The organism is Stenotrophomonas sp. GW821-FHT02D01 (assembly GCF_059421765.1).
Map to the genome: position 1 here is coordinate 1 of NZ_JBWKVP010000012.1, position 23,925 is coordinate 23,925.

Annotated in this window: 22 protein-coding genes; 7 read left to right on the forward strand and 15 right to left on the reverse strand. The window is 66.5% G+C overall.

The genetic code is table 11. The features are described 5' to 3' along the window. Window positions 1-178: 178 nt before the first annotated feature. Window positions 179-1,375: an MFS transporter gene (locus AC07UW_RS17985; RefSeq protein ID WP_025878523.1), complete on the reverse strand. Its 1,197-nt coding sequence runs from the start codon at window positions 1,373-1,375 to the stop codon at window positions 179-181. Between the two features lie 94 nt (window positions 1,376-1,469). On the opposite strand from AC07UW_RS17985, the gene AC07UW_RS17990 reads away from it, so the two are divergent. Then, window positions 1,470-2,399: a LysR family transcriptional regulator gene (locus tag AC07UW_RS17990; protein ID WP_495212571.1), complete on the forward strand. Its 930-nt coding sequence runs from the start codon at window positions 1,470-1,472 to the stop codon at window positions 2,397-2,399. Window positions 2,400-2,414: 15 nt separating this feature from the next. Here the strand turns inward: AC07UW_RS17990 and AC07UW_RS17995 are convergent, their stop codons facing one another. Next, window positions 2,415-3,881: an amidohydrolase family protein gene (locus AC07UW_RS17995; RefSeq protein WP_495212572.1), complete on the reverse strand. Its 1,467-nt coding sequence runs from the start codon at window positions 3,879-3,881 to the stop codon at window positions 2,415-2,417. 49 nt (window positions 3,882-3,930) lie between these two features. Continuing rightward, window positions 3,931-4,632, reverse strand: a complete 702-nt coding sequence (locus tag AC07UW_RS18000) for an ankyrin repeat domain-containing protein (protein WP_495212573.1) — start codon at window positions 4,630-4,632, stop codon at window positions 3,931-3,933. Window positions 4,633-4,726: 94 nt separating this feature from the next. On the opposite strand from AC07UW_RS18000, the gene AC07UW_RS18005 reads away from it, so the two are divergent. Continuing rightward, on the forward strand, window positions 4,727-5,608 hold the full coding sequence (locus AC07UW_RS18005; protein ID WP_313251299.1) for a LysR substrate-binding domain-containing protein: 882 nt from the start codon (window positions 4,727-4,729) through the stop codon (window positions 5,606-5,608). Window positions 5,609-6,156: 548 nt separating this feature from the next. On the opposite strand, the gene AC07UW_RS18010 is transcribed toward AC07UW_RS18005, so the two are convergent. Then, window positions 6,157-7,317, reverse strand: coding sequence for an amidohydrolase family protein (locus AC07UW_RS18010; protein ID WP_495212574.1), 1,161 nt, complete (start codon window positions 7,315-7,317; stop codon window positions 6,157-6,159). A gap of 184 nt (window positions 7,318-7,501) precedes the next feature. Between AC07UW_RS18010 and AC07UW_RS18015 the strand changes: the two genes are divergently transcribed. Further along, entirely contained in the window at window positions 7,502-8,143 is a 642-nt protein-coding gene (locus AC07UW_RS18015) for a hypothetical protein (protein WP_059064427.1), read from the forward strand. A gap of 59 nt (window positions 8,144-8,202) precedes the next feature. On the opposite strand, the gene AC07UW_RS18020 is transcribed toward AC07UW_RS18015, so the two are convergent. Continuing rightward, entirely contained in the window at window positions 8,203-10,929 is a 2,727-nt protein-coding gene (locus AC07UW_RS18020; RefSeq protein ID WP_495212575.1) for a TonB-dependent receptor domain-containing protein, read from the reverse strand. Window positions 10,930-11,244: 315 nt separating this feature from the next. On the opposite strand from AC07UW_RS18020, the gene AC07UW_RS18025 reads away from it, so the two are divergent. Further along, window positions 11,245-11,754 carry a GNAT family N-acetyltransferase gene (locus tag AC07UW_RS18025; protein WP_495212576.1) on the forward strand — a complete coding sequence of 170 codons (510 nt, stop codon included), beginning with the start codon at window positions 11,245-11,247 and terminating at the stop codon, window positions 11,752-11,754. Here AC07UW_RS18025 and AC07UW_RS18030 read toward each other — a convergent pair. Continuing rightward, the gene (locus tag AC07UW_RS18030; protein ID WP_495212577.1) at window positions 11,751-12,524 is read right to left on the reverse strand and encodes a CDP-diacylglycerol diphosphatase; all 774 of its coding nucleotides are present in this window, start codon (window positions 12,522-12,524) and stop codon (window positions 11,751-11,753) included. The two genes, AC07UW_RS18025 and AC07UW_RS18030, sit on opposite strands and share 4 nt — an antisense overlap. 68 nt (window positions 12,525-12,592) lie before the next feature. Next, on the reverse strand, window positions 12,593-13,255 hold the full coding sequence (locus AC07UW_RS18035; protein ID WP_495212578.1) for a decarboxylase: 663 nt from the start codon (window positions 13,253-13,255) through the stop codon (window positions 12,593-12,595). Window positions 13,256-13,423: 168 nt separating this feature from the next. On the opposite strand from AC07UW_RS18035, the gene AC07UW_RS18040 reads away from it, so the two are divergent. Next, window positions 13,424-13,717: a hypothetical protein gene (locus AC07UW_RS18040; protein ID WP_025878511.1), complete on the forward strand. Its 294-nt coding sequence runs from the start codon at window positions 13,424-13,426 to the stop codon at window positions 13,715-13,717. 49 nt (window positions 13,718-13,766) lie between these two features. Here the strand turns inward: AC07UW_RS18040 and AC07UW_RS18045 are convergent, their stop codons facing one another. From AC07UW_RS18045 to AC07UW_RS18080, 8 genes are all read right to left on the reverse strand, one after another. Beyond that, window positions 13,767-14,633: a hypothetical protein gene (locus tag AC07UW_RS18045; protein ID WP_495212579.1), complete on the reverse strand. Its 867-nt coding sequence runs from the start codon at window positions 14,631-14,633 to the stop codon at window positions 13,767-13,769. 130 nt (window positions 14,634-14,763) lie between these two features. Beyond that, window positions 14,764-15,369, reverse strand: coding sequence for an SMI1/KNR4 family protein (locus tag AC07UW_RS18050; protein WP_223495379.1), 606 nt, complete (start codon window positions 15,367-15,369; stop codon window positions 14,764-14,766). A gap of 92 nt (window positions 15,370-15,461) precedes the next feature. After that, window positions 15,462-17,168 carry a D-lactate dehydrogenase gene (gene dld / locus AC07UW_RS18055; RefSeq protein WP_495212580.1) on the reverse strand — a complete coding sequence of 569 codons (1,707 nt, stop codon included), beginning with the start codon at window positions 17,166-17,168 and terminating at the stop codon, window positions 15,462-15,464. Continuing rightward, window positions 17,165-18,304: an FMN-dependent L-lactate dehydrogenase LldD gene (lldD, locus tag AC07UW_RS18060; RefSeq protein WP_495212581.1), complete on the reverse strand. Its 1,140-nt coding sequence runs from the start codon at window positions 18,302-18,304 to the stop codon at window positions 17,165-17,167. Before lldD ends, dld begins: the two co-directional genes overlap by 4 nt. A 4-nt stretch (window positions 18,305-18,308) precedes the next feature. Further along, complete coding sequence (gene lldR, locus AC07UW_RS18065; protein ID WP_223495386.1) at window positions 18,309-19,073, reverse strand: transcriptional regulator LldR; 765 nt, start codon at window positions 19,071-19,073, stop codon at window positions 18,309-18,311. A gap of 53 nt (window positions 19,074-19,126) precedes the next feature. Continuing rightward, the gene (gene lldP / locus AC07UW_RS18070) at window positions 19,127-20,785 is read right to left on the reverse strand and encodes an L-lactate permease (protein WP_080148555.1); all 1,659 of its coding nucleotides are present in this window, start codon (window positions 20,783-20,785) and stop codon (window positions 19,127-19,129) included. Window positions 20,786-20,962: 177 nt separating this feature from the next. Then, window positions 20,963-21,412 (reverse strand): MgtC/SapB family protein, encoded by a 450-nt coding sequence (locus AC07UW_RS18075; RefSeq protein WP_032975262.1) that lies wholly within the window; start codon window positions 21,410-21,412, stop codon window positions 20,963-20,965. A gap of 132 nt (window positions 21,413-21,544) precedes the next feature. Beyond that, on the reverse strand, window positions 21,545-22,303 hold the full coding sequence (locus tag AC07UW_RS18080; protein WP_495212582.1) for an SDR family NAD(P)-dependent oxidoreductase: 759 nt from the start codon (window positions 22,301-22,303) through the stop codon (window positions 21,545-21,547). 128 nt (window positions 22,304-22,431) lie between these two features. Here AC07UW_RS18080 and AC07UW_RS18085 point away from each other — a divergent pair, with 128 nt between their 5' ends. Further along, window positions 22,432-22,764, forward strand: a complete 333-nt coding sequence (locus AC07UW_RS18085) for a hypothetical protein (protein ID WP_025878503.1) — start codon at window positions 22,432-22,434, stop codon at window positions 22,762-22,764. A 91-nt stretch (window positions 22,765-22,855) separates the two neighbouring features. Beyond that, entirely contained in the window at window positions 22,856-23,809 is a 954-nt protein-coding gene (locus AC07UW_RS18090) for a helix-turn-helix transcriptional regulator (protein WP_088100184.1), read from the forward strand. Window positions 23,810-23,925 lie beyond the last annotated feature (116 nt).

Sequence of the window (23,925 nt, forward strand, 5' to 3'; positions counted from 1 at the left end):
TGTCAGCCGCATGGATGCGGCTGCCAAGCCTACAAGGACGTACTTGCGGCGTCCCCGCCATCCGACACCGCCCCGCCCCCCACGGAATACCCGCTGTTGCTGTTGCTGTTGAGATTGAGGTTGCCGGCCAGCGGCCGGCACTACAGCAGGTGCAGGGCGCAGCCCTGCCGAACCACCCTCAACGCAGACGGATCAGCAGGCTGCCACCGGCGCAGATCGTCGCCAGCCACGCCACGCCGTGCCAACCCCACTGCGCCAGCGCCAGGCTGCCCAACGCACCGCCGCCAGCCATGCCGATGAACATGCCGGTGAACAGCAGTGCATTGAGGCGACTGCGCGCCGGCGGCACCAGGCCGTAGACCAGCGTCTGGTGCGCGACCAGCGCCGACTGGAAACCGAAGTCGAACAGCAGCGCGCTGACCACCAACAACGGCAGCAGCGCCACGGCCGGCAGCCACGAATCGACCAGCAACAGCGCAAAGCCAACCAGGGCGACGGCAATCGCCAACCGCGCGACCGCGGGGCTGCCCAACCGATCTGCAAAACGACCGGCAACCGGTGCCGCCAATGCACCCGCAGCACCGGCAATGCCGAACGCACCCGCGGCGGCACTGCCCAGACCCAGCCGTGCGTGCAGCATCAGCGCCAGCGTCGACCAGAACGCACTGAAGCCCACCGCCAGCAGCGACTGGCTGGCCACGGCGCGGCGCAGCTGCGGCTGCTCACGCCAGAGCGCCAGCAACGAACCCAGCAGCGCCGGATAACGCAGCGTACTGGTCGCAGCGAAGTGCGGCAGTGCGCGTGCCATCACCGCCCCCATCGCCAGCACCGAAAGCGCTGCGAGGCCGAACTGCACGCGCCAGCCCCAGGCTTCGGCCACCACGCCGCTGACCACGCGCGACAGCAGGATGCCCAGCAGCAGGCCGGTCATCACTCTGCCCACCACCTGCCCGCGCTGCGCATCCGGTGCCAGCACCGCGGCGGCCGGCACGATGTCCTGTGCCAGCGTGGCCATCAGCCCCACCAGCAGGCTGGCAACAAGAAGCCCCGGCAACTGGCCGGCCAAGGCGGCCGCCCCCAGGGCCAACGCCAGCAGCACCGACTTCAGCAGGATCAGGTTGCGCCGGTCGAAGCGGTCGCCCAACGGAGCCAGCAGCAGGATGCCCAGCGCATAGCCCAGCTGGGTCAGGGTCGGCACCAGGCCCACGGCACGCTCGCCCGCAGCCAGATCCTGCGCGATCAGGCCCAGCATCGGCTGGCTGTAATAGAGCGAGGCCACCGAAAAGCCCGCGCCGGCGGCCATGGCCAGCACCAGTGATGGGGCGGGCGCAGCGCGTGGCGCAGAGACGACGGTTGAGAGCGAGGGAGCGGGCATGGAAGGCACCAGGGAGAGAATTGGAGCCTAGCGTGCCTACATTCGCGAGGCGTCTGTAGTAGGCTCAACAACATACTTTACATACGCCATACGCATGAACGATCTCGCATCGGGCGGCGACCGCCTGGACCTGCTGCGTACCTTCCTGCGCATCGTCGACAGCGGCAGCCTTTCGGCCGCCGCCGTGCAGCTGGGCACCACCCAGCCCACCGTCAGCCGTCGGCTTCAAGCCCTGGAACGGCAGCTGGGCCTGCGCCTGCTGCAGCGCTCTACCCACGGCCTGCTGCTGACCGAGGACGGCCAGCGCTGCCAACGCCATGCGCAGCGGGTGGTGGACGAATGGGAAGCGCTGCAGGCCGAGCTGCACGGGCAGACACAGAGGCTGAGCGGCCGCCTGCGGGTGATGGTGCCGCATGCGTTCGGCCAGGCACAGCTGCTGCCCACCATGCTCGACTTCCTGGCCCAGCATCCACAACTGAGCCTGGAGTGGATCCTCGAGGACCGCCGCCCGGACTTCATCGCCGAAGGCATCGACTGCGCGGTGCGGGTCGGCGCGGTCGATGAACCGCGCGTGGTTGCCCTGCCGCTGGCCGAAGTACCTCGCATTGTCGTGGCCGCACCGTCGCTGGCCGATGCGGAGTCGATCACCACCCCCGAACAGGCGCAGGCGTTGCCGTGGATCTCGCTGGTCACCTACTACCGCGAACGTCTGCTGCTGCACGATGCGCAGGGCCGTGCGCACACGCTGTCGATCACGCCGCGCCTGCTGAGTGACAACCTGTTCGTGGTGCAGCAGGCCGCAGGTGCGGGATTGGGAGCCGCAGTGGTGTCGGCCTGGCTGGTGGCCGAGGATCTGGCCGAAGGTCGGTTGGTGCAGCTTTTAGCGGACTGGCAGGCACCACCGCTGCCGGTGCATCTGGTGTTCCCCGCTGCGCGACGGCAACCGCTGCGCCTGCGCGCCTTCATCGATGCGATGAAAACCACGCTGCCGCAGCTGCATGGCATGCGGCCGGCACCGCGCTAGGCGCTACCGGCCGCATCACTGCGAAGCGTGGTCCTGCTTCGCCACGGCATTCCATGCAGCGACCTTTGCCTTGGTGTCGGCCAGCATCTTGTCCAGCGCCGCGCGATCGTACACATCACCGCGCAGGATCACGCTGTCGATCTTTTCGGTGGCAGCGATGTCCTGCAACGGGTTGGCGGTCAGCAGCACCAGATCGGCCGCCTTGCCCGTGGCGACGCCGCCATAGCGCTGCATCTGGCCGAACCAGGCCGGGCCCGAACGGGTCGCGGCCGACAGCGCCTGCGGTGCGCTCAGGCCTTCCTTCACGAACAGCTGCAGTTCCTGGTGCAGGCCGATGCCGGGATAGTTGAACGAATTGAGGAAGCCAGCATCGGTACCGGCAATGATCGTCACTCCCGCTTCCTGCAGCAGCGGCAGCACCGCAGCCACCTGGTGGTACTGCGCATGGCGCGCCTCGATCTGCGCCGGGGTGGCCTTGGCCGCGCGTTCGATGCGCCAGGTGTAGGTCGCGCGCAGGCCCGGGCCGATATAGGCCAGATACGGGTCGTTGGCGTGGTCGTCCTGGTCGAGGAAGTCGAGGATGCGGCCACCGTTGAGGGTCGGCGTCACGAATACGCCACGCTTGGCGAAATCACGGTAGGCATGCAGCGCGGTTTCGCGATCGAAGCTGGCGTCGAGCCGGCGGTTGGCTTCGGCGCGATCGATGCGCCCGGCGCCGAAATCGGCCGCGATCTGCGCCTCGTCCTTGCTGCCAGCCTTGAAGGCATAGTCCAGATGCTCGATCGAGGCCAGGCCCGCATCCACGGCCTGCTCCACCGTCAACGCCATCGGAATGTGGCCCGAGGCCTTGAGACCCGCCTTGCGCGCCGCGCTGGCCGAGTACAGGAACAGTTCCGGGGTCAGCGTGCTGTCGGTGATCTTCACGAAGTCGACCTTGTCGTGCTGCAGGCGCTCGATCGCCTTGTCCGCGTCGGCCTTGCTGCCCACCTCGATCGTGCCCTTCCAGACCGGCTTGATGCCTTCGATCTTCGCACCGGACGTCAGCAGGCGCGGACCGAACAGCGCGCCGTTGGCGATTTCGCCGCGCCACTGCAGCACCTGCTGCGGAAGGTCACCGGAGCAGTCGCGGATCGTGGTGATGCCGTGGGCGATGTACAGCGGCAGCAGCGCCTTGTTCTCCTCCACCAGCGCAGGGCCGCCGCCGAAGTGCACGTGCATGTCCCACAGGCCTGGAATCAGGTACTTGCCCTTGGCATCGATCTGCCGGCTGGCACTCCACTGGCCGCGCAGCTGCGCATCGGGGCCGACCGCGACGATGTCCTCGCCACGGATGACCACGCTCTGCCCGGGCACGCTGCGTGCGTGCTCGACATCGACCACCGTGGCGTTGCGGATCAGCAGATCGGCGCGCTCGGCGGCAGACGCCGACAGCGGTGCAACGGCAAGAAGGACGGCAAGGGACAACGGACGGGAACGGAACATGGGTGGCATCCTGGTGGGCACGGCAGCGTGCGGGTGGAAGGGGCAGGTGTCAGCGCGTCGCGCCGTGTTGGCGCAGCAGGGTTTCGATGTTGGCGTAGCCGCGTTGCCGGGCGTGCGCGAGCGGCGTTACGCCGTCGCCATCGGCAAGCTCGGGGTTGGCGCCGGCGTCCAGCAGCAGCTGCACGATCTGCACGTGGCGCGGGCCGCCATCGCCAAGCAGGATCGCCTCCAGCAGCGCAGTCCAGTGCAGGCGGTTGACATGGTCCACCGCCACGCCCGCGCGCAGCAGCGTACGCACGGTGGCGACGTGGCCGCGTTCGGCAGCAGGAATCAGCGCGGTACCGCCATAGCGGTTGGTGCTGCGCAGGTCTGCACCGTGCGCGAGCGTCAGCGCCAGGATCTCATCCAGGCCGCGCGCGCCGGCGTACAGGTAGGCGCTGTCCTGCATCGCGTCCTTGGCATTGACGTCGGCGCCGGCCTCGATCAGCTCACGCGCCGCATCCACGTTGTTGCCGTGGGTGGCCAGCAGCAGCGCCGTGCGGCCCTGGCCGTCACGGGCTTCCAGATCGGCACCGTCGCCCAGGGCCTCGCGCACGGCGCGGGCATCACCGCGGCTGGCGGCATCGCGCAGCTGCGCATCGGCGTCGCTTCGGGAAGTCGCCGTGCACGCCGGGATGACCATGGCCAGCAGGCACAGCAACAGCATGCGACCCAATGCCGAACGGCGCTGGCGGGAGCGAGGGTGGTGCATCGTGACTCTCCTCATGCGCGATGGCGCCGGCCATTGCCGGTCCCTGCCCTGCATGGTAGAAGTCGGCACCGGTATCCAGAAGTGAAATGTTCAAATGCAAGACAGTGCCAAATCGAATAGAACAGTGTTCGAACTGGACCTGCTGCGGGCCCTGGTGATGGTCGCCGATTGTGGCAGCTTCACCACGGCGGCCACCCGCCTGCATTCGACCCAGTCCACGGTCAGCCAGAAGGTGCGGCGGCTGGAGGAACTGGCCGGGCATCGCCTGCTCGAGCGCGGCCACCGCGACGTGCATCCCACCGATGCCGGGCACACCCTGCTGGGCTATGCCCGGCGCATGCTGGACCTGAACGAGGAACTGGCCCAGGCCTTGGCCGGCGCCACCGTGGAGACCGCGGTGCGCATCGGCGTGCCGGAGGATTTCGTGAACCCGCAGACCACGCGCATGCTGGCCGCCTTCAGTCGCCGCCACCCGCAGGTCAAGCTGGAAATCAGCAGCGGCCTCAGCCGTGATCTGGCCCATGGCTTCGACCATGGCGAGCTGGACCTGGTGCTCGTCAAGCAGCGTCGCAACACCCGCCAGGCCGTGCACTGCCGGCGCGAACCGATGCACTGGATCGACAGCCTGCGCAGCAGCAGCCTGCAGCAGGACCCGCTGCCACTGGTCACCTTCCCGCCGCGCGGGCTGTACCGCGACGAGATGATCCAGGCCGTGGAGGCGCTGGGCCTGCGTTGGCGCATCGCGTTCACCAGTTCCTCGCTGAGCGGCATCCAGGGCGCGGTGGCCGACGGCATCGGCATCAGCCTGCTGCCACGGCGCGCGGTCAACCGCGAACACCGCATCATCGATGGGCAGCGCGACCTGCCACTTGTCGACAACTACGAGATCGGCCTGCTGCATCGCGCCGATGCCGATGATGCGGTGCGTGCGCTGGCCAGCGAGTTGTGGCGCCAGGTGCAGCGCGAGCCGGAATAGTCGGCAGGGCTGCGCCCTGCACCCCATGGGTAGTGCCGGCCGCTGGCCGGCAACCTCAACGGCAACGGCAACGGCAACGGCAACAGCAACGGCAACAGCTGGTTTCCTGTGGGATGGCGGGGTGGGTCCGGTTGCGGGGGACGCTGCAAGTCCCCCTCCGGGGCCCGGCCCAGCCGCTGGCGGCTGTGCGTTCGAGCGCTTGCGAAGCAGTGCTTCGCAAGCAAAGCACCCTCACCCCTGTAAGCTCGGTCGCCGCATCCATGCGGCTCACGCCCCCGCAACCGGACCCACCCCGCCTTCGACAGATCTCCGCGAGCTGTCGGGACGGCGCTCTGTGATGCTGTTGGTAGGTGTCGACCTTGGTCGACCAGTAGATCCACGCCATGCGTGGATGCTCTTCGATCAGATATCGAAATATTCGATTTCGATGGAGATTCATCCACGCATGGCGTGGATGTGCCAGACAACGGGAAGCTGTCGAAGGTGGGGCGGTGTCGGATTGCGGGGCATCCGCGCCACGGATGGCGCGGCTGGGCACGGCCCGGCCGCTACAGCCAGCGGCCGTCGACCACCACGCGTCGCTCGGCCGGCACTGCGGCCACCGCCGCCGGGCCATGGTCGGCACGCACCGCCACGAAGGTAGCCGGACGACCTTCTGCAATGCCGTACTGCGGCAACCCGATCACCTCCGCCGCATGGGTGGTGACCATGTCCAGCGCCAGCATCAGGTCCGCATCGGTGTAGAAGCCCGACCGATAGCCCAGCAGCATCGCCCGCTGCAGCAAGTCGCCATTGCCATAAGGCCACCAGCAGTCGCGGATGTTGTCGTTGCCGGCGAACACGCACACACCGGCGTCGTGCAGAGCGCGCAGCGGCGGGAACGGATGGTCGCCCGGCGCATTGCTCATGATCGCTACGCCTGCGGCAGCCAAGGCCTCACCCACCTGCAGCGCCCGCGCCAACGGCACCTCGCCCAACGCATAGGCGTGACTGACCGCCACCCTGCCCTGCAGGCTCGCCGCGCGTGTGCGCGCGGCGATCCGCAGCAGCTGCGCCAGCCCGGTCTCGCCCGGCTCGTGCAGATGGATGTCCAGACGCACGCCATAGCGCTCGGCCAGCCCGAACAACAGCGCAAGCTGGCCTTCGGCATCCCCGTCCAGCGTGCTCGGGTCGATGCCTCCAAGCACCTCCACCCCGGCAGCAATCGCCTGTTCCAGAATGGCCGCCGTACCCGGGCACGACATCACGCCGGCCTGAGGGAATGCCACCAACTGGATGCGCATGATGTCGGCACAACGCAGCGCTGCTTCACGCACCGCCTCCAGGTGACGCAGGCCGGTGCTGCCATCGATGTCGACGTGGCACCGCATCGCCACCGTACCGAATCCGCTGCACTGGCGGATCAGGGCCTCGGCACGATCGGCCATGGGTGCGGCGGTGGCAATCGCGGCCTTTTCCACCGCCAGACGCTCGCGCAGGCTGTTCACCGGCTGATGCGGATGCCAGCGGTCGCCGACGAAACTCTTGTCCAGGTGGATATGGCCGTCGACCAGTCCAGTCAGCACGGTAAAACCGGTCAGATCGACGCTTTCGGCTCCCTGTGCTGCTGCATCGTCGCCATTGATGCCGACAAACCGGCCATCACGGATGTGGAAATGCAGCGGGGCACCGTCGCGATCGACGCCACCATGGACGAACTGCAGGGTCATCAGGTTCTCCCGGAAAGCCAACACTGGCGCCATCCTGCCCGCCGCCGCGTCCATCGGCCAACGAAATATCTGCATGCCATGCATTCACCGGCACGATGAATCCCGCCCGCGACCGTGCGCCGCAGGGACGCCGGATACACGCCTGAACGGGTAACATGGGCACCTGTTTCCGCTGTGATGCCGCATGGGCCCGTCCGACCGCCACGATCGTCTTCGCCGCTGGCAGGCCGCGTCCCTGCTGGCCGCTGCCCCGATCGCCAGCCTGTCCGCCACCGATGCCAGCGCCAGCGCGCCCCTGCAGGCGCCGCCGGGCCAGCAGCGGATCGCCTCCGCCGCGCTGGTGGAGGTACTGCACCAGCGCGTGCTGGCCGGCCAGAGCGCCACCGCCACCCTGGAAAGCTGGTGCGCCGAGCACGGTCTGGCCGAGCAGGCCCGGGTCCGTGCCGTGCGTGTGCACGGCCAGGACAAGACCGCGCCGGCCGACGTGCTGCAGGCCCTGGGCGCCACTGCCTCCACGCCCCTGCGTTACCGGCGCGTGCAGCTGGCCTGCGGCAGCCGCGTGCTGTCCGAGGCCGACAACTGGTACCTGCCCGACCATCTCAGCCCGGCCATGAACCAGGTCCTGGACACGACCGACGAGCCGTTCGGCCGCGTGGTCGGTCCGCTCGGCTTCCAGCGCCAGACCGTGACCGACCAGACGTTCTGGCCGCCGCGCGGCGAAGGCGACCATGGTGTGATCCTGGAAGTGCGCGCACTGCTGCGCGACCGCCAGCAGCAGCCTTTCAGCTACGTCATCGAGTCGTACTTGGTGCAGGCGCTGCCCTGATCCACCCGCAGATAAAGAAAGGCCCGGCAATGCCGGGCCTTTCGTTTTTCACCGCTTCATCAACGGAACCGGTAATCCAGCTGCACCCAGAACTGACGGCCATACGGGTCGTAGTTGCCGACCGGATAGAACGGCCAACCGCCACCGTTCTTGTCCGCCGGCGGGCGGCTGTCGCGCAGGTTGTTGACGATCACGCCCACCGACAGGTTTTCGCCGAACTGGCGGAACACGCTGGCGTTGTAGGTCATGTACGGTGCGATGCGGCCACTGCCATCGGTCTTGGGCAGCGAGCCGAAACGGTTGCCATACAGCGTCGTGGTCCAGTCGCCCTGGTTCCAGGTGATGCTGCCATTGGCCTTGCTGCGCCACTGGTAGTCATCCAGCGAATTGCGGATGTCGCGCACTTCGTCATCGGCGAACTGCTTGTATTCATGCTCCAGCACCAGGGTGTAGGCCAGGCGCGTGGTGAAGCGGCCATAGCGGCCCGCATCGAAGCGCCAGTTGCCCTTCAGGTCGATGCCGCGCACCGATTCGGACGCCGCATTGATCGGGTTGATCAGTACGCGGGTCACCTGGTCCGGCTGCACGGTGGCATTGGAGGGGTTGCGGATCACCCGCGACAGCGCGTCCTGGCACAGCGGCGAGCTGATGTCGCGTGCTTCGCCGCCGAGGGTGCGACCCAGCCGGCAATCGGCCTCATCACGCAGGATGCGGCTGGTGTCGAGGCTGGTCACTTCGTTGTCGATGCGGATGTCGTAGTAGTCGGCGCTGAAATCCAGCCCGGACAGTGGCGACCAGACCACGCCGAAGCCATACGATTTGGCCGACTCGGGCTGCAGCTGCGGGTTGGCGCGGTTGCTGTAGTCGATCGACAGGCCGTTGTAGTCGCAGTTGTCATACGACTGACCGGCGGTGCGGCAGCGCCAGTAGTCGGTCATGCCGGGGTTGTAGCCACGGGTCTCGGTGGCGAACACATAGTTCATGTCCGGCGCACGGAAGCTGGTGGCCGCGGTGCCGCGGATCAGCAGACTTTCGATCGGACGGAATTCGACACCGAAGCTCCAGGTCGCCTTGCCGATATGCTCGCCGCCGGCGCGGTACTGGTCGTAGCGACCTGCCAGGGTGGTGGTCAGCGACTGCAGCAACGGCAGCTGCAGTTCAACACCGGCCGCATAGCGGTCACGTTCGCCACCGGCACCGATGCCGGCGCTGGTGTTCCAGAATTCGCCGGTGCCCAAGCGCGGGTCCGGGCGATTGCGGTAGCCCTGGCTGCCCGCTTCGACCACCGCGGCCAATGCGGCATCGCCACCGGGCAACGCGAACAGGCGGCCGTTGACCGTCGCGCTGAAGGTCTGCAGCCACGCGGCATTGCGGCTCTCCTGGTAGTCGGACAGGCGGCCGTACTCATCGGGCGTCAACGGCTGGAACAGGCGCGCAGGGTCTGGTGCATAGACCTCCACGCCGTTGCGCACGCCCAGCTGCGGGCCCAGCAGGTACTCGTTGATGCCGGCCAGCAGCACCGGGCGGCGCGTGCGGTTCTCGTAGCGCGAGCGGCTGTAGACAGCCTCGTAGTCCCAGCCGCTGTCGCCGATCTGGCCCCGCGCACCGACGTTGAGCGACCACGAGCTTTCCAGGAAGCGATTGGCGTTGCGCGGCAGGCCGCCGATTTCCTCCGGCGCGAAGCGGCGGTACCAGCTCTCCAGGTTGCCCGTGTTCTGGTTGTAGAAGTAGTTGCGTGACGAGGTCCAGGTGGGCGCACGGGTATTGTTGTTGATCCGTGCGCTGCCCAGCGCGACATCCGCGAACAGGTCGGTGGTCTCGTTGACGTGGAAGGTCAGCAGGCCGTAACCGTTGAGGTTGCGCTTCTCGGTCTGCACGGTCCAGTAGCTGGCAGCGGCTTCGTTGCTGCCGCAGTACCAGCCCTGGCGCGGGTTGTTGGCGCGCAGCACGCTGCCACCGTAGATGGCCGAAGCCGCATCGCAGCCGGCGGCGCCCGGATCGATGTTGCGACCGGTGGCTGCATTGCGACGATAGGCGACGGCCGTCGGCTGCGGCGCCTTGCCAGTGGGGTCATCGTCCAGCGAATCCATGAAATCGCGCTGGCGCGCGTGGATCGCCTTGCGCACGTCCAGTTCGAAGCCGAACAGGCCTTCCCAGCGTTCGCCCGAGCTGCCTCCCACAACCTGCACGCGCTGGTTGTCACCACCGCCCTGCTGGGTGACGCCGGCGCGCACGTTGACGTCCACGCCGTCGAAGCGGTCCTTGAGGATGATGTTGACCACACCGGCGATGGCATCGGAGCCATACACCGCAGATGCCCCTGCGGCCAGCACCTCGATGCGCTCGATCAGCGCACTGGGGATGTTGGCCAGGTTGACCACGTTCACCGAGCCTTCGTAGGCCAGCGGATAGTCGGCCTGGCGGCGGCCGTTGACCAGCACCAGCGTGCGGTTCGGGCCCAGGCCACGCAGGTTGATGGTGTTCGCCGCCGGGGTGAAGGTATTGCCGAAGTCCTCGCCCTGCACGTTGCCGGTGTTCTCGGTGAGCGCGCTCAACGCATCGAATGCATTGCGATAGCCCTGCGCATCGATCTGCTCGCGGCTGATCACCGTGACAGGCGACGGCCCCTCGACACTGGCACGCGGGATGCGCGAGCCGGTGACCTTCACTTCCTGCAATGACGTGGGTGCGCTTTCCTGCGCGAAGGCCGGCAACGAGGCCAGCATCAGGGACGACAAGGCAAGCACCAGCGGACGCGGGCGCAGCGCCAGGGAAGAGGCGGACATGGGCTTCCTGGGGGAGTTGGGCGGGTGGTCCGGGGCGCTGGCGACGGTGCGCGCATAACGATCCCGTAACGAAAGTGTCCTGAACGGATGGTTGCAACGGAAATGACCAGGCTTGATGGCGTTATGCCTGAACCGAATCAGACCGCAGCCAGCGACCGCGCCGCATTTGCAACTTCTTTCATTGTTCTCCCTCGCCGGCCTGCGGCATCGTCGCACCCCATGAATCGGTATTTCCCTACTTCCCTGCCACCGCTGCGACCGGTGCTGCGCCGCCACCTTCTGCTGCTCCAGCACGGGCCTGTGGTGCTGCGGCCGTTGCAGCGTTCAGACCTTTCCGCCTGGCGTCACCACTATCGACAGGTCGAACGCAGCGGCAACCCGCCTGACCATTTCGATGCCGAAGCCCATTTCCTCTGCGGTGTGCAGCGTTCGCAGCTGCAACACGACAACGATCAGCTGCTGCTGGGCAGCTTCGACGCAGCGGGTGAGCTGCTGGACCAGTTGAACCTGCGCCTGCATTGCGCGCATGCGCGCAGCGTTGAACTGCGTTGGCTGCATGCCGCAGGCTGTCCCCAGCGGCGGCAGCTGCACGCTTCGTTGCAGGCGCTGTGCACGTTCCTGTTCGAACAGGTGGGGATCCGTCGCCTGTTCGTACTGCTGCCGCCCGATGCAGGCAGCGCGCTGGTCACTACCCTGCAGGCGATCGGATTCGAGCGCGAAGGCCTGCTGCGCGACCACCACCTGGATGTCGAAGGCTGGCAGGACCGCCAGCTCTACGCCCTGACAGCCCCTGCCTGGCTGCAACGGCAGTCAGCAGAGAACTAGCGCACCCGCTCCAGCGAAGCATCCGCGCCGGTCAACACGCTGCAGGCATGGTCCTGCAGCTCCTCGGCGCTGGCATCGTTGTCGCTGCCGGGATCCAGCTGCGTGGCCAGCAGGATGAAACCCGGCGCGCCATGCACGTCCTCGTGCCCCGCCACCAGCAGGCTCCATTGGCCAACCCTGTCCACACCGCTCAGGCCATAGGCCAGCAGGTTGAGGGGATTGGCAGTCAACGCCTCGCCCGGCAACAACCGCGCCTGGTATTGATGGCCGCGCAGCCGTACCGGCAGCGGTGCCCACTGCGTGCCGAGGGCCGCGCGATTGTCTTCCAGCGCCCGCAGCACGTCGGAGCGCAGGCAGTCGACGTGGATGTGCAGCTGGTGCTGCGAACGTCCATGCGGCGAGTTCAATGCCAGGCTGGCGACGCTGCGCGGCAACCGCTGGCCAAGTGCCTGCTCGGTACGAGCGCGGGCCTGCCAGGCGGCAGCAAAGTAATTGGGTGCCCCGCGCCGGTACAACGCGGGACTTTCGATGCCACTGACCTTGTCCAGTGGCATCAGCAGGAACTGATAGCGGCCGTGCGCGTCCTTGACCAGCACATCGCGGTGATCAACGGCCGGGCGCACCTGCAGGCAATCGCCCCGTGGCGACTGTGCGCCCTGGCAATCACGTTCGATCAGGCGCCACAGCGCATCCGAGTGGGCCGGTGGCGGCGCAGGGGGCACGCTGGCACAACCGGCCAGCAACAGCAGGGGCAGCAACAGAAATCGCACGGCAACAACTCGCAGGATCAGGCGCGCAGGCAGCGCCGCGCGCCATTCTAGCCAGTGGGATGTGGCAATCAGTAGGTGCCGAACGGCACTTCAACCACGACCGGGGCGCCGGCAGGCAGCACCTGCAGGGTGTACCGGTCCAGTGCGCCGTCATCATCGGCCAGCGGCTGGCGGTGGAACTGCAGGCGATAATGGCCCTCGCCCACGCGCACCTCGGTGCCGTCGGCAGCCAGCGCGGCAGCGTCGGGCAGCAGCATCCCGCCCAGGTCGCTGTAGGCACCGGCAACATCGGCGAAACCATAATCGGCCAGTTCATCCACCCGCTGCATCGCATAGACATGCGGCAGATACGGGCGCGCCGGGCTGCGGCCGTTGCTCAGATCGGTCACCCCGGCCTGCGGCAGGTGGTACTGCTCGCGAAGCGCGGCAACACCCAGCGACTCGCTGGCCACCTGCAGGCAGCACACCGTGCGCTTGCCTTCACGGTCGAGGATCGCGAAGCGATCACCACGGGTTGCGGCCTGCGGCAGCATCGCGAACGCCAGGTTGCGCTGCGCCGGCTGGTAACCGGCTTCGGTCTGCAGGTTGCGCCAGCCACCAAATACCGGCGCTTCGGCCGCCGGCGCTGGCGTCGGTTCGGCAGCCATGGCTGCCACTGCCATGCAGAGCAACGACAGCACTGCCGTCGCCTTCACTGCGTTCTGCCTGCCACGGAAACTGCCTGACCTCATACCGGACCCAACACCTGCACCGGAGTGGCCCGGCCTGCCCGCCGGCACGTTGCCGGCAACGCCGGCCACTATGCAGTGCGGCGGCCGCGCGGGCAATGACCCGAACGCTGCCGGGTTTCGCGCGGTCAGTGCTATCGTGCCGCCAATCCCCTGCGCAGGAGCGCCCGCATGACCATCCGCCTGACTCTGTTGCTGCCCGCCTCGGCCTTGTTGCTGTCGGCCTGTGTCAGCACTCCCGGCCCGGAGGTCAAGGGCAGTGGCCGCTGCGATGCCAGCCAGTTGGGCTGGGCCATCGGCCAGCCGGCCAACGAGCCGAACATCCGCCGCCTGTCCAGCGAAAGCGGCGCCGGCATGGTCAACCCCATCGGCCCGGCCACCATCACCACCAAGGACATCCGCCAGGACCGCCTGCGCGTGTTCGTGGACAAGGACAACATCATCACCGCCACCCGCTGCGAGTAAGCGCGTCACGGCCGTTGCCCAGAGCCGGGCATGCGCCCGGCTCCATGGCTCAGGGCTCGGTGTAGGCCGAGCACTCCGGCAGCGGCTGGTCCGGTTGGTACGCCCCTGACGTGAAGCGGAAGGTGCGCGTGTAGCTGCATTGCGCATCCTGTTCGGTGCGCAGGTCCTTCTTCGTCAACCGCCCTTTGGCCAGCGAATCCCGCTGCGGTGATACCCCGGCCGGATAGTTGGTGGCCCCGGTCTGGTAGCGCAGTACGGGCATGTCCTGCGCTTCGGTTGCCAGCGCAAGTTCCGCATCGAAGCTGTACTCGTCATGGCAGGCGCCGGCGCGCTGATCAAAATCGCGCTCGCTGAAACAGGCCCGGATCATCTTGTCGGCCGACCACGCAACGGACAGCACGTCGGCGTCCACCTGGATGCCATCGTCGAGATGACGGATGCGCGCCAGGTGCAGGGTCGATGCGCTGGCACCGCCGCCGGAATACATCGCACGGGCCTCCACCAGACCGCCGACGAGCACGTTCTGCAATGCGACCTGTTGTGGATCGGCCACGGCCTGGCCTGCCCCGGCGCCGGGAGCCAGGCGCACGATGAAGGGCCAGACCCGCAGGTCGCCATCGTCAACCACGTCGATGGGCACGTAGCGCATCTGCGGCTCGCCTTCAGCATCCGCGCGCTCGGCAACTTCCAGCGAGGCCGGCTGGTCTTCGCCCGCTGAAGGCAGCGCCTGCATGCACCACTGGCCATCAGCAGTGCAGTAGCGCTCCGGGCCGTCCGGTCCCTGCCCGCCCTGCAGCAATAGCGCTTCAAGTCGGTTGCCTGCGGCATCGTGTTGAACGGGCGCGGCAGCCTCCGCAAGCAGCGGAGCGGACAGCAGCAGCGTGCTCAGCACGGTGCGAATAATCGTTCTCTGCATCGCAATTCCTGCGCATCGGTGCGTGCCTAGGGAACACGGATGGTAACGCAGAGAAGAACGGGCTCCCCGAATCAATTTCCGATCACGTAGCGAGCAATGCAGGGAGCCATCAAGAGAGCGAAATCCAAGGCTATCCGCTGATGCTACGTAGAATCGCAGGAGGAGCAAAACCATCATCGGCCATGGATTGCAGGTCGCCGTCATTCCAACGCGACTGTTGGATCCACTCCAAGGCCTTCGCCACAAAATCATCAAAAGTACGTGCGAGAAGATATTTCGTATCTTCGTCGGCGCCAAACGCAATCATCTGACCCTCAGCCCCTCCCGCATCCGGATCGAAGTCCAGGCCCATATGATTTCCACCACCATCATGCGTGAGCGGTATCCAGCGCGCATTTGAGTACATGGGCTTCACCACCCCAGGAGGGCTAGCCCCCATGAACTCAGCGCAGTCTTCGTTCATCCCGTCAGCCTCGATCTCCCGCCATCCCTGCCACTGTCGCAGGATCTCCGCTGTCGAGAGCATCTGATTTCCGAAAAGAAGCCCGAACCCATCCTGTCCGTCGTGAATCATCAGCATCTGCTTCAGCAGATCTGGCAGAACAACTCCCAGCTTGGTCTCCAGTCCAATCAATTCACTTTCGGAAGCTCCTGGCCGTAGCTGCATCTCATCCAGACAGTTCTTCTCGAAAAGCGACGCTTTGATGGAAACCCATATTTCATTTGCGCTCTGCATCGACCCTGTATCCGTCTAAGGCAATGGCTGAGGCTAGTGCCAAGGCGATGAGCCTGGAATACAAAGAATCCGAATTTTCGACGAGCTCACCATCAATGCCCGTCGCAGTCGCAGCTGCCCCAGCCCCTCGCCTTCGACGTCTGGCCGATGCCGGGGTTGAAGGTATTGCTCGGGTCTAGCGTGCGGTAGAAGCCGGCCAGCGCCGGCTTGGCCGGATACAGGTGGCCGACGTTGTGCTCGGCCGGGTACTCCGCGCCGCGCTGGTCCAGCAACGCCCACATCGCATGCTCGATGGCCATCGGATCTTCACCCTTGCGCGCGATGTAGTCCTGGTGGAACACATGGCACAGGAAATGACCGTAGTACAGCTTGTGCAGCAGGCGCCCATCGATATCGGCCGGCAGCTGCTCGAACCAGTCGGCGTCATCGCGGCGCAGCGCAATGTCCAGCGCGACGATGTCCTGCACCTGCCGGCGGTGCACTTCGCGGTAGCGCACCGCCGCACCGGCCACCGCGAAACGATGCAGGAAGGCCTTGCGTCCTTCGTCCGCCGTGCAATGGAAGTAGCCGCCTTCGTGGTCGTTGAAGAAGCCGCGCAGCCAGGCCTCGGTGGCAGCCGCATCCTGTGCGGACACCTTCAGCAGCAGGTGATGCTCGTAACGCTGGCGGAACTCGCCCATGCGCTTGGGCAGGTGCGAGGGCAGCAGGCCGGTCAGCAATTGCATCATGCGGTCGGTGACACCGCGCAGGCCCAGCCGTTCGAACCAGCCATCAACCCGGCTCTTCAGCGCGAATGCGGCCGGAACGCGCGCGGTACCGAGCTTGTCGATCAGCAGGAAACTGTCCTTGCCGTAGCGCTCGCCGATGTCATAGGCATCCCGGTGGATGTACTCGCCGGCGATGGGCAGGCGCTCGAAGCCGGTCAGCAGCTGGCGGCGGATCGCGGTCAGGCTGCCGGTGCGGTTGCTGCCGATATAGAAGACCTCGGCGGCCTCCTTCTCGAAGGTATCCAGGCGCACGGCGAACACCGCCAGCTTGCCGGCAGATCCGGCCGCCTCGAAATGGCGGCTGGGGTCGGCGTTGAAGCGTGCCGGGGTATCGGCATCGACCCTGCGCACTTCCTCGGCATAACGCGGATCGGAGGCGGCACGGCCATCACCGTCGCTGACATCGGCGGCGCTGTAGTCACCGCTCTGCAGGCGCTGCAGGATCTGCTCGGGCGTGTCGCCCAGCGCGATGCCCAGATGGTTGACCAGTTGCAGTTCACCCCGCGCGTCGACCTGCGCATACAGCGCCAGTTCGGTATAGGCCGGGCCGCGGCGCACCAGCGCGCCACCGGAGTTGTTGCAGATGCCGCCCAGCACCGAGGCGCCGATGCACGACGAGCCGATCACCGAGTGCGGCTCGCGGCCCAGTGGCGCCAGCGTCTGCTCCAGCCGGTCCAGCGTCGCGCCGGGCAGGCACAGCACCTGGCGGCCTTCATTCAACAGCTGGATGCCGGTCAGGCGCAGGGTGCTGACCAGCACGATCGGCCGGCCGTAGTCATCGCCGTCCGGGGTCGAGCCACCGGTCAGGCCGGTATTGGCCGCCTGCAGGATGATGGCTGCCCCGCCCTGCACCGCCGCCTGCAACACACGCCACAGTTCCAGCAGCGTGCCCGGGCGCACCACCGCCAGTACCGGGCCGTCACCGAAGCGATAGCCGCGACGGAAGCGACGGGTGGCCTTGTCGCCGGTCAGTACGTGGCGGTCCCCCACCGCGGCACGCAACTGTTCCAGCACCGTATCGCGATCACTCATGGCAGGCGCACCAGCGAATCACGGCCGATGTCGGCAATGCGATGCGCGCCGGTCAAGGTCATCGCCACGCGCATTTCCTTGGCGATCAGGTCCAGCAGGTTGGCCACGCCGGCCTCGCCCTGCGCGGCAAGAGCGTAGACGAACGCGCGGCCCAGCAGCACGGTGTCGGCGCCCAGCGCCAGCATGCGCACCACGTCCAGGCCGGTGCGGATGCCCGAATCGGCGAGGATCTTCAGGTCACCCTGCACGGCGTCGGCAATGGCCGGCAATGCCCGTGCGGTGGACAGCACGCCATCGAGCTGGCGGCCGCCATGGTTGGAGACCACGATGCCATCGGCGCCGAACGCGACCGCATCGCGCGCATCGTCCGGGTCGAGGATGCCCTTGATCACCATCGGGCCTTTCCAGAACTCGCGGATCCACTCCAGGTCCTTCCACGAAATGGACGGATCGAAGTTGCTGCCCAGCCAGCCGATGTAGTCCTCCAGGCCCGTTGGATTGCCACGGTAGGTGGAGATGTTGCCGAGGTCATGCGGGCGTCCGCGCAGGCCCACGTCCCACGCCCAGCGCGGATGGGTGATGGCCTGGCGCATGCGGCGCATTGCAGCGTTCGGACCGCTCATGCCCGAGTGTGCGTCGCGATAGCGCGCGCCCGGCACCGGCATGTCGACAGTGAATACCAGGGTGGTTACACCGGCCGCCTGCGCGCGCTCCAGTGCGTTTCGCATGAAACCGCGATCGCGCAGCACGTACAGCTGGAACCACATCGGGCGCTGGATCGCCGGGGCGACTTCTTCGATCGGGCACACCGACACCGTGGACAGCGTGAACGGAATGCCGCGGCTGTCGGCTGCACGCGCGGCCTGCACTTCGCCGCGACGGGCATACATGCCGGTCAGGCCAACCGGTGCCAGTGCCACCGGCATCGCCAGTTTCTCGCCGAACAGCTCTGTTTCCAGGCTCAGGTCGGACATGTTGCGCAGGACGCGCTGGCGCAGCGCGATGTCGGACAGATCGGATACGTTGCGCTTCAGCGTGTGCTCGGCATACGCGCCACCATCGATGTAGTGGAACAGGAACGGCGGCAGCCGGCGTTCGGCTGCGGCACGGTAATCGGTGGAGGCGGAGATGATCATGGGGTCAACCGTGTGGGGAAGGTAGACGCGAAGCCCGTGCACGCCGGGCCTCGTTGTCATCGAGGGTGCGCAGCGTGGTGTGCACGAACTCGAGGTGGGCATGCGCGGCGGCGCGCGCGCGTTCGGGGTCGCCGGCCAGCACCGCATCCATCATTTCGCGATGCTGGTCGGACAGCGGCGAGAAGGTCCTGGCCGAGGTGTAGAGCTTTTCGCGGCTCTGCGAGATATTGGTCTGCAGCAGTTCGAACAGGCCGCGCATCACCTGCAGCAATACCAGGTTGTGCGAGGCCTCGGCGATGGACAGGTGGAAGGCCGCATCGGCCTGCGCCTCACCGGCGGGGTCGTCCTTGCCATGCGCATCCATCATGGTCTGGAACGCCTGGGCGATGCGCGCGCGGTCCTCGTCGGTGGCGCGCAGCGCAGCGTGCCAGGCCGTGGCGCCTTCCAGCGCGTGGCGGATTTCCAGCACATCGAAGCGGTATTCCGGGTCCCCCTGGAACAGCGGCAGGTACGGCACCAGCGGTTCATCCAGTGCCTGCCGCGCACGTGCGGCGGGCTCGCTCACGTAAGTGCCACCGCCTACCCGCGCGGTCAGCAGACCATGGCTGGACAACTGCGCGATGGCCTCGCGCAGCGCGGTGCGCGAGACCCCCAGCTGAACGGCCAGCGCGCGCTCGGCCGGCAGCCTGTCGCCCGGCTGCAACTGCTGTTCCTGCACCAGCGCACGCAGTTGCGCGGCCACCTTGTCCGAAACCCGTTGTGTGCTCATGGCGCCATTGTGGCCCGAAGCACGCCGCTGTTGGTCGGCCTGTACTGCATGGCTCAGGGAATCATCCAGGTCAACCAGTAGGCCTGGGCCAACGTGATCAGGCCGACCATCGTGGTGAAGATCAGGCTGTGCTTGACGGTGAAGCGGAACAGGTCCGACTCCTTGCCGGCCAGGCCCACCGCCGCGCAGGCAATGGCAATGGACTGCGGCGAGATCATCTTGCCGGTGACGCCGCCGGTGGTGTTGGCCGCTACCAGCAGCACGTCGGACACGCCGATCTGCTGGGCGGTGGTCGCCTGCAGCGCCGAGAACAGTGCATTGGACGAGGTATCCGAACCGGTCAGGAACACGCCCAGCCAGCCCAGGAACGGCGAGAAGAACGGGAACGCCTTGCCGGTGTGCGCCAGTGCCAGCGCCAGCGTTGCCGACAGGCCCGAATAATTGGCGATGAAGGCGAACGCCAGCACCATGCCGATCGAAAAGATCGGCATGCGCAGTTCGCGCACGGTTTCAGCGAAGGTCTGCAGCGCCGAGCGCGCCGGCATGCGCAGGGCGATGATCGCGATGATCGCGGCAAGGATGATCGAGGTACCCGTGGCCGAGAACCAGTCGAACTTGTACACCGCCTCATAGCTCAGCGGCGCATCGACGATCGGCGGCATCTTCTGCACCATCTGGTCCAGGCCCGGCACCGGAATCTTCAGCACCCAGCCTTCAAGCGGGCCACCGGCTGCGAACAGCGACTTGAACGGCTTGATGCTCCACACGGTGACCATCGCAGTGAGGATCAGGAACGGCGACCACGCCTTGGCGATCTGGCCGACGCTGTGGCGCGGCGCCTCCATTGCCTGTGCGGCCGCCTCAGCGCTGGTTTCGGTATCGAAGCGGAAGATCCGTACCGGCTTCCAGCGGCGCAGGAACAGGGTCAGGCAGACCAGCGACGCCAGCGAGGCGGTGATGTCCGGCAGTTCCGGGCCGATGAAGTTGGAGGTCAGGTACTGGGCGATGGCGAACGAACCGCCGGCCACCAGCACCGCCGGCCAGGTTTCCTTGACGCCGCGCCAGCCGTCCATGATCGCCATGATCCAGAACAGCACGATGACAGTCAGGAACGGCAGCTGGCGGCCGGCCATCTGGCCGATCTCGAAGGCATCCAGGCCGGTCACCTGCCCCGCCACGATGATCGGGATGCCCATTGCGCCGAACGCTACTGGCGCGGTGTTGACGATCAGGCACAGGCCGGCCGCATACAGCGGCTTGAAGCCCAGCCCGACCAGCAGCGCGGCGGTGATTGCCACCGGCGCACCAAACCCGGCTGCACCTTCCAGGAAGGCGCCGAAGGCAAAGCCGACCATCAGCATCTGCAATCGCTGGTCCTCGGTGACCGACAGGATCGAGGCACGGATGATGTCGAACTGGCCGGTCTTGACCGAAACCTTGTACAGGAACACCGCGCCGATGATGATCCAGGCGATCGGCCACAGGCCATAGACGAAGCCGAAGCCGGCCGCGCCCAGCGCCTGCGCCACCGGCATGCGATAGAACAGCAGCGCCACGGCAAGCGCGATGGCCACCGTGATGGTGCCGGCGATCCAGCCTTTCATGCGCAGCACGGCCAGGGCGATGAAGAAGAAGGCGATCGGCAGCAGCGCGATCAGGCTCGACAACCACAGGTTGCCGGCGGGGTCGTACACGTGTTGCCAGGGCTGCATAGGGCTCTCGACAGGAACAGGAGGTTCCCCACCGGGTGGGGGCGTCGGGCCCGCCATATATTGGTCGTACCACATTGACCAACAATCGGACCACAGGCGCGAATTGAACCTCCAATCCTGCCGGCAGCCTATTAGACCATAGGGCTATACGGAATTATTGGTAGTACCATTTAGCGATTACAGCTTCTTCTCCACCCGCCGTATCAACGCCAGCACCAGCACGCACAGCACGCTGACACCAAGCGCGATCACGTACTTGCCGATGCCCACGGCAATACCGATGGCCGCGGCCATCACCAGCGAACTGGCCGTGGTGAGCCCGCTGACCTGGTCTTCGCGATTGCCGCGCAGGATGGTGCCGGCGGCAACGAAGCCCACGCAGGCCACCACCGCTTCGATCAATCGCACCGGGTCGACCTGCAACAGATCGCGGTAGCGTTCCTGCTGGAAGTGTTCGGCCACCGAATCACCGAGGCCGACGATCAGCGCAGCGGCACCGGCAATCAGCATGTGCGTGCGCAGGCCGGCAGCGTGCTTGCCCATCTCACGTTCAACGCCCAGCACGCCGCCAAAGACCATGGCGGCGGCTACGCGCAACAGAATGGACATGTCCTGGGTAAGTTCCATGGGGAGGCTCCGGAAGTTTCCCGGAGCGTTGCTCGGCGGCCGTGGGACGGGGGTGAAGGCGATGGAACGCGCTCTTCACCGGGCGATGCCGCCTTGTTCCATGCAACGGGAGTTGCCGGCCAGCGGCCGGCACTACTGCGCTAGGTAACCACCGTCGATGGCGTAGTAGGCGCCCGTTGCGAACGAGGCATCGTCGCTGGCCAGCCAGGCGACGAGCGCGGCCACTTCCTGCGGCGTTCCCAAACGCTTGAGTGCATGCCGGCCCTCCAGGGTGGCACGCACTTTGGCGTCCATCTTTTCCAGCAACGGCGTGTTGATGAAGCCCGGGCCCACCGCATTGATGCGGATGCCATCGGCAGCGTGCTCCCATGCAGCCGTCTGGGTCAGGCCGACCACGCCGTGCTTGGCGGCCGCGTAGGCGGTCGAACCGGCATACCCGACCTGGCCCAGGATGGAGGCCATGTTGATGATGCTGCCGCCGCTGCCCGCCGTGCGCATCGCCTGGATCTGCGCCCGCTGGCACAGGAACACGCTGGTCAGGTTCACATCGACCACGCGCTTCCAGCCATCGATGGGATAGTCGCCGCTGCTTGCCGCTGGCCCGCCGATGCCAGCGTTATTCACTGCAACATGCACGCCGCCCAGTTCCTTCACCGTGCGCTGCACCGCCGCTTCCACCGCAGCTTCGTCGGTCACATCCAGCGCAACGCCGATGGCCTCGGCACCCTGGCTGCGCAGCGCGGCCACCGTGGCATCCACCGCATCCTGCTTCAGGTCCCACACTGAAATGCGCGCACCCGATGCAGCGAGCGTTTCCGCTACCGCCAGGCCGATACCGGATACACCGCCGGTGACGATCGCGGTTTTTCCGTTGAGTCGATAATCAATCATCTGTGGTCTCCATCTGTTGGGAAATCGATGCGGACAGAACCGTCCGACATCACCGACACTACGCCCTTCGTCGTGACGAAAGCGCTGCATGCGTGATACTTGCTCGCGTGCCCGCCACCTGAGCTCCCATGCGTACAGCCTGCGTTCCACTTTCTGCCGATGCCGAACGGCGGCTGGATACCGATTCCTGCCTGCCTGGCGACCTGTACGAAGTGATGCTCAGCGATGCCACGGTCGATCTGCTGTTCGACAGCGGCTTCCTCACTACCCTCAATACCCGGTTCGGCCTGCTCTTTGACCACTACGAAGACGAATCGATCACCCGCCCCGAGCAGTTACAGTACGCACGCGCATTGCTGCGCGATCTTCAACTTGGCCGTAAATGCCAATCGATTGACCCGTTGGATATCGCATTCGGGCTGGCATTGGAGAAAATGACAGGAATCTATTTCCAACTCTGAAAGCGCAGGACCGATCCGCGCTGCAGGTGCACGATGGAACGTGCGGGCACATCGTCGCCGGCACCCATCATCTATGGTTGAGCGCCGAGCGATGTCCCGATATTTCACGTTTGCCGATTACCGCCGTTTTGGCCAGCGACACGGCTATGACTACCGTGCCGATCCAAGCCACCTGCGCGAAGAACAGTGGGCCGGTCACGGCGACCTGCACGAACAGACCCTGCGCGGCGGCATGAGCCTGCTCGCATCGGATGTGCACAACCGCATCGCCTACACCGCCACAGCGCACGAACGGCCCGGCCTGGTCATCCGCGTGATGCTGCAGGGCCAGGTCGACGTGCAGGTTCCCAACCGCAGTGACTTCAGCCTGCGCGCAGGCACCGCAGTGACCACCAGCCACCGCGACCATGTGGCAATGGTCGGCGTCCATCCCGGCAATATGCGCCTGCGTGGCATCAGCCTGATGGTGCCAGCCGATCTGGACCCGGACCTGCTGCGGCAACCGCAATTACAGCGGGCGTTGGGTTCACACATGGAATGCAGGCACTGGGCGATTCCGCACGCGATGCTGCCGCCTCTCGCGCAGCTGTTCGACAGCCCCTGGCAGGATGGCCTGGATGCGCTGTGGCGCGAGGGCATTGCCCTGCAGTTGCTGTCCACCGGCCTGCAGGCCGATGATCTGCACGCCGAAGGCGCGCGTGCGCTGCGCAGTGGCCAGCGGGCGCGGCTGGAACGCGTACGGACGTTCCTGCACGACGACCCTGGCCATGCGCACAGCCTGCTGGAACTTGCCCAACTGGCCTGCATGAGCCCCAGCGCACTGCGCCGGCACTTCGTCCAGGAGTATGGTTGCTCGGTGTTCGACTACCTGCACGAACAACGCATGCGACATGCCGAGCAGGGCCTTCGCGAATCCGGCTGGAGCGTGGAACAGGCGGCTGCGGAGACCGGCTATCGGCATCCCAGCAACTTCGCTGCCGCATTCCGCAAACGCTTCGGGCTGGTGCCCAGCCGCTGGCGCACCGGCCCTTCGAAGGTTGGTTGAAGCGCATCTGCCCGGGCAGGTGTCGACCTTGGTCGACACGCTTTCGCACCATCGCGTTGCCGGCCAGCGGCCGGCACTACCACACCCGGCGCTACCGATATCGCGCGACCGGGATA

Excerpts from the sequence above, each read along its gene's own strand:
- AC07UW_RS17985 (WP_025878523.1), bottom strand. The coding sequence starts at position 1,375 with ATGCCCGCTCCCTCGCTCTCAACCGTCGTCTCTGCGCCACGCGCTGCG.
- AC07UW_RS17990 (WP_495212571.1), top strand. The coding sequence starts at position 1,470 with ATGAACGATCTCGCATCGGGCGGCGACCGCCTGGACCTGCTGCGTACC.
- AC07UW_RS17995 (WP_495212572.1), bottom strand. The coding sequence starts at position 3,881 with ATGTTCCGTTCCCGTCCGTTGTCCCTTGCCGTCCTTCTTGCCGTTGCA.
- AC07UW_RS18000 (WP_495212573.1), bottom strand. The coding sequence starts at position 4,632 with ATGCACCACCCTCGCTCCCGCCAGCGCCGTTCGGCATTGGGTCGCATG.
- AC07UW_RS18005 (WP_313251299.1), top strand. The coding sequence starts at position 4,727 with ATGCAAGACAGTGCCAAATCGAATAGAACAGTGTTCGAACTGGACCTG.
- AC07UW_RS18010 (WP_495212574.1), bottom strand. The coding sequence starts at position 7,317 with ATGACCCTGCAGTTCGTCCATGGTGGCGTCGATCGCGACGGTGCCCCG.
- AC07UW_RS18015 (WP_059064427.1), top strand. The coding sequence starts at position 7,502 with ATGGGCCCGTCCGACCGCCACGATCGTCTTCGCCGCTGGCAGGCCGCG.
- AC07UW_RS18020 (WP_495212575.1), bottom strand. The coding sequence starts at position 10,929 with ATGTCCGCCTCTTCCCTGGCGCTGCGCCCGCGTCCGCTGGTGCTTGCC.
- AC07UW_RS18035 (WP_495212578.1), bottom strand. The coding sequence starts at position 13,255 with ATGAGGTCAGGCAGTTTCCGTGGCAGGCAGAACGCAGTGAAGGCGACG.
- AC07UW_RS18040 (WP_025878511.1), top strand. The coding sequence starts at position 13,424 with ATGACCATCCGCCTGACTCTGTTGCTGCCCGCCTCGGCCTTGTTGCTG.
- AC07UW_RS18045 (WP_495212579.1), bottom strand. The coding sequence starts at position 14,633 with ATGCAGAGAACGATTATTCGCACCGTGCTGAGCACGCTGCTGCTGTCC.
- AC07UW_RS18050 (WP_223495379.1), bottom strand. The coding sequence starts at position 15,369 with ATGCAGAGCGCAAATGAAATATGGGTTTCCATCAAAGCGTCGCTTTTC.
- dld (WP_495212580.1), bottom strand. The coding sequence starts at position 17,168 with ATGAGTGATCGCGATACGGTGCTGGAACAGTTGCGTGCCGCGGTGGGG.
- lldD (WP_495212581.1), bottom strand. The coding sequence starts at position 18,304 with ATGATCATCTCCGCCTCCACCGATTACCGTGCCGCAGCCGAACGCCGG.
- lldR (WP_223495386.1), bottom strand. The coding sequence starts at position 19,073 with ATGAGCACACAACGGGTTTCGGACAAGGTGGCCGCGCAACTGCGTGCG.
- lldP (WP_080148555.1), bottom strand. The coding sequence starts at position 20,785 with ATGCAGCCCTGGCAACACGTGTACGACCCCGCCGGCAACCTGTGGTTG.
- AC07UW_RS18075 (WP_032975262.1), bottom strand. The coding sequence starts at position 21,412 with ATGGAACTTACCCAGGACATGTCCATTCTGTTGCGCGTAGCCGCCGCC.
- AC07UW_RS18080 (WP_495212582.1), bottom strand. The coding sequence starts at position 22,303 with ATGATTGATTATCGACTCAACGGAAAAACCGCGATCGTCACCGGCGGT.
- AC07UW_RS18085 (WP_025878503.1), top strand. The coding sequence starts at position 22,432 with ATGCGTACAGCCTGCGTTCCACTTTCTGCCGATGCCGAACGGCGGCTG.
- AC07UW_RS18090 (WP_088100184.1), top strand. The coding sequence starts at position 22,856 with ATGTCCCGATATTTCACGTTTGCCGATTACCGCCGTTTTGGCCAGCGA.